The sequence below is a fragment of the uncultured Caballeronia sp. genome, from assembly GCF_964243625.1.
GTDB lineage: Bacteria > Pseudomonadota > Gammaproteobacteria > Burkholderiales > Burkholderiaceae > Caballeronia.
This window is the reverse complement of record NZ_CAXTGZ010000664.1, coordinates 1-3,230: the sequence shown is the minus strand read 5'-3', so window position 1 is coordinate 3,230 and position 3,230 is coordinate 1. Positions and strand designations below refer to the sequence as shown.

Annotated in this window: 3 protein-coding genes; all 3 read left to right on the top strand. The window is 64.8% G+C overall.

Annotated elements, in window-relative coordinates:
* Positions 1-66 precede the first annotated feature (66 nt).
* The 3 genes from ACFFAR_RS28905 (at position 67) to ACFFAR_RS28895 (ending at position 3,160) form a co-directional block, all read left to right on the top strand.
* Positions 67-540 carry a periplasmic heavy metal sensor gene (locus tag ACFFAR_RS28905; RefSeq protein ID WP_375508979.1) on the top strand — a complete coding sequence of 158 codons (474 nt, stop codon included), beginning with the start codon at positions 67-69 and terminating at the stop codon, positions 538-540.
* Positions 541-612: 72 nt separating this feature from the next.
* Positions 613-2,007, top strand: a complete 1,395-nt coding sequence (locus ACFFAR_RS28900; RefSeq protein ID WP_375508978.1) for a DUF1800 family protein — start codon at positions 613-615, stop codon at positions 2,005-2,007.
* Between the two features lie 4 nt (positions 2,008-2,011).
* Complete coding sequence (locus ACFFAR_RS28895) at positions 2,012-3,160, top strand: DUF1501 domain-containing protein (RefSeq protein WP_062001481.1); 1,149 nt, start codon at positions 2,012-2,014, stop codon at positions 3,158-3,160.
* Positions 3,161-3,230: the final 70 nt, after the last annotated feature.

The following is a 3,230-nucleotide window of genomic DNA, read 5'->3' as shown; positions in this document are numbered from 1 at the left end:
GAGCCTCTTCGATCAAACCGGTGAAAGCACCGTGTTCAACAGCAGTGCGTCCGACTGGAGCGATCAATGACCATGCCGGCAAAGAGGCTCAAGACGCTGCTGGTGGTATCGGTGGTGCTCAATATTTTTCTGCTCGGCACGATCGGCGGCGGCACGTACCGGTGGATCGAAAAGCAGAAGGCCGATGCCATCGCGCAGCAGCGCGGCTTGCGTTTTGCCGCCGCGGAATTGCCGCAGGAACGCCGCGAGCAACTGCACGACGCGCTCAGGCAGACGCGCCGTGACAGCCTGCCGCTCGTGTTGAGCGCGCGAGCGGGACGTATCGATGTCGTGCAGGCGCTGCAGGCGCCGCAATTCGACCGTGCGACGCTCGATGCCGCCCTCGCCCGCACGCGTGATGCCGACATTGCCGTGCGTTCGCGCGTGGAAGGCACGGTGGCGGATTTCGCCGCGACGCTCACCGCAGACGAACGGCTGAAACTCGTCGATGCGTTGCAGCGTCACGGGCCGCTGCATGTCGGTCCCGCACCGAAAAAATAACCGCCAGGAACGCGACGGATTCACGTTGCCTCCACGTTTAAGCAGCATGACAATTTGAAACGTGGGGAGCACATGACCGACGTCACACCCGCCGCGATCGCGATGAACCGCTTCGGACTCGGCGCCCGCGCAGGAGAAACGGCGCCCGCCGATCCGAAGCAATGGCTCGCCGCGCAGCTCACAGGCGCAACCTATCAGCCCGTGCCGCCCGCGCTTGAAAATCAGCCATCGAGCAGCGTACTCGCCGCGGAGTTTGCCGAACGTCAGGTTGCGATCCGTGCTGCCGGCGCCGACGATAAAAAAGGCGTGCGCAAGGCCTACAACGAGAAACTGCGCGATACGTATCGCGCGGCCGTGAACGCACGCTTCACCAGTGCGTTGCAGACGCAGGCGCCGTTTATCGAAAGGCTGGTGGCGTTCTGGGCGAATCACTTTGCGGTATCCGTGGAGAAACCGGCAGTCGGCATGCTCGCCGGATCATTCGAAACAGAGGCCATTCGTCCGCACGTGCTTGGCCGTTTCGAGGACATGCTGGTCGCCGCCGAACGTCATCCGGCCATGCAGATTTTCCTCGATCAGGCGCGCTCGGTCGGCCCGGATAGTCCTGCAGCAGAACGCGCCGCCGCGCGGCATCCGGAGAACAGGCCCGGGCTCAACGAAAATCTCGCTCGCGAGATCATGGAGTTGCATACGCTCGGCGTGCGCAGCGGCTACGCGCAGGAAGACGTCACGGAATTCGCGCGGGCGCTGACGGGGTGGAGTATCGGCGGGATGGGAGGGGGTCCGCGTCGTAACGACGCCGCGCCCGGCCAGTTCGTGTTTCGCGAACCGCAACACGAACCGGGTGCACGCACGGTCATGGGTCGCCAGTACGATCAGCCCGGCGAGCAACAGGCACTTGCCGTGCTGCATGATCTGGCGGCTTCGCCCGCAACGGCGCAGCATATCGCCGGCAAACTCGCACGGCATTTTGTCGCCGATAACCCGCCGCCATCGCTCGTCGAACGCCTCGCCGGTGTATTCAGCGCCACGAACGGTGACCTGCCGAGCGTGTATCAGGTGCTGATCGATTCGCCGGAAGCGTGGTCGCCCGTCGATGCCAAGTTCAAGACGCCGTGGGACTGGACCGTCTCGTCCATGCGAGGCCTGGGTCATGACGATATCGGCGCCTTGCAGATCGCGCCTTTGCTCACGCAGCTCGGCCAGCCGGTGTGGCGCCCGGGCTCCCCTGCCGGCTACGACGATATCGCCGCGAGTTGGGCCGCCCCCGATGCGCTCGTGCGCCGCGTAGAAATGGCCCAGCGCTTCGCCGCGCGCGTGGGCGATACGCTCGATGCCCGTACACTCGGCAATCAGTTGCTTGCCGGATCGCTCAGCGATGCTACGGCATCCGAACTATCCCGCGCCGAAAGCGCGCCGACCGCGCTTGCACTCCTGCTGGTTTCCCCCGATTTTCAAAGGAGATGACGCCATGATCTCGCGTCGAAATTTCTTGTGGTGCGCAGGTGCCGGCGTTGGCTCGATGCTGGTCGGATCGCGCATGGCGTTTGCATCGGTGGAATCGGACCGGCGTTTTGTGTTCGTGATCCAGCGCGGCGCCGCCGATGGACTCAACATCGTCGTGCCCTATGCCGATCCTGCTTACGCGAAGCTGCGCGGCGCGCTGGCAATCGATCCGTCGTCCGCGACGAAACTCGATGGCACGTTCGCGCTGCATCCATCACTGGTCGAAACCGCGAAGATGTACGCCGCGCAACAGGCGTTGTTCGTGCACGCGGTGGCATCGCCGTACCGGGACCGCTCGCACTTCGACGGCCAGAATGTGCTCGAAACCGGCGGGACCGCCCCGTACCAGATGAAGGACGGCTGGCTGAACCGGCTTGTTTCGATGCTGCCGGCAGCGAAGGCAAACGCCATTGCGCTTGCGCCCACGGTTCCGCTGGCGCTGCGCGGCCGCGCCGACGTGACTTCATATGCGCCGTCCGGACTTCCGCAAGCGCCCGACGATCTGCTTGTACGCGTCACGCAGCTCTATTCCGGCGATGCACAGCTTCACGCGCTCTGGACCTCCGCCATGGACGCACGCGGCCTCGCCGCCGATGCCGGCGCACGCCAGGACCCCGCGAGCCTCGGCAAGCTTGCCGCGAGCTTCCTGGGACGTCCCGACGGACCGCGCATAGCGATGATCGAAACTGGCGGATGGGACACGCACACCGCGCAGAACCAGCGGCTCGGCGCGCAGCTAAAGGCGCTCGACACCATGATGGCCGCGATGCGCGACGAACTCGGCGACCATTGGGCCAACACGACGGTGCTGGTCGCCACAGAATTCGGACGCATGGCCGCGGCGAACGGGACGGGCGGGACGGACCACGGGACGGCATCGGCGGCAATGCTGCTGGGCGGCGGCGTGCAAGGCGGCAGGATTCTTGCGGACTGGCCGGGGCTTGCGCCGTCGGCGCTTTACCAGGGGCGCGATTTGCGGCCGACGCTCGGGCTCGACTCGTTGATTGCAGCGGCGGCCGGCGAGACGTTTGGTCTCGATCCGGCGCGGGTCAGAGCAACGCTGTTCAATCAGAAAGCTGCAAGCCCGATGTCGACGCGGCTGCTTCGGACCTGAGTTTCTCAAACGTTCTAAAAGTCTTAAGTTCTTAATGAACATTTAGATGCCGTGCCACGGGCGACCAAGC

Bases quoted from the DNA above. Each gene is read 5' to 3' on its own strand.
- ACFFAR_RS28905 (WP_375508979.1), top strand. From the start codon at position 67: ATGACCATGCCGGCAAAGAGGCTCAAGACGCTGCTGGTGGTATCGGTG.
- ACFFAR_RS28900 (WP_375508978.1), top strand. From the start codon at position 613: ATGACCGACGTCACACCCGCCGCGATCGCGATGAACCGCTTCGGACTC.
- ACFFAR_RS28895 (WP_062001481.1), top strand. From the start codon at position 2,012: ATGATCTCGCGTCGAAATTTCTTGTGGTGCGCAGGTGCCGGCGTTGGC.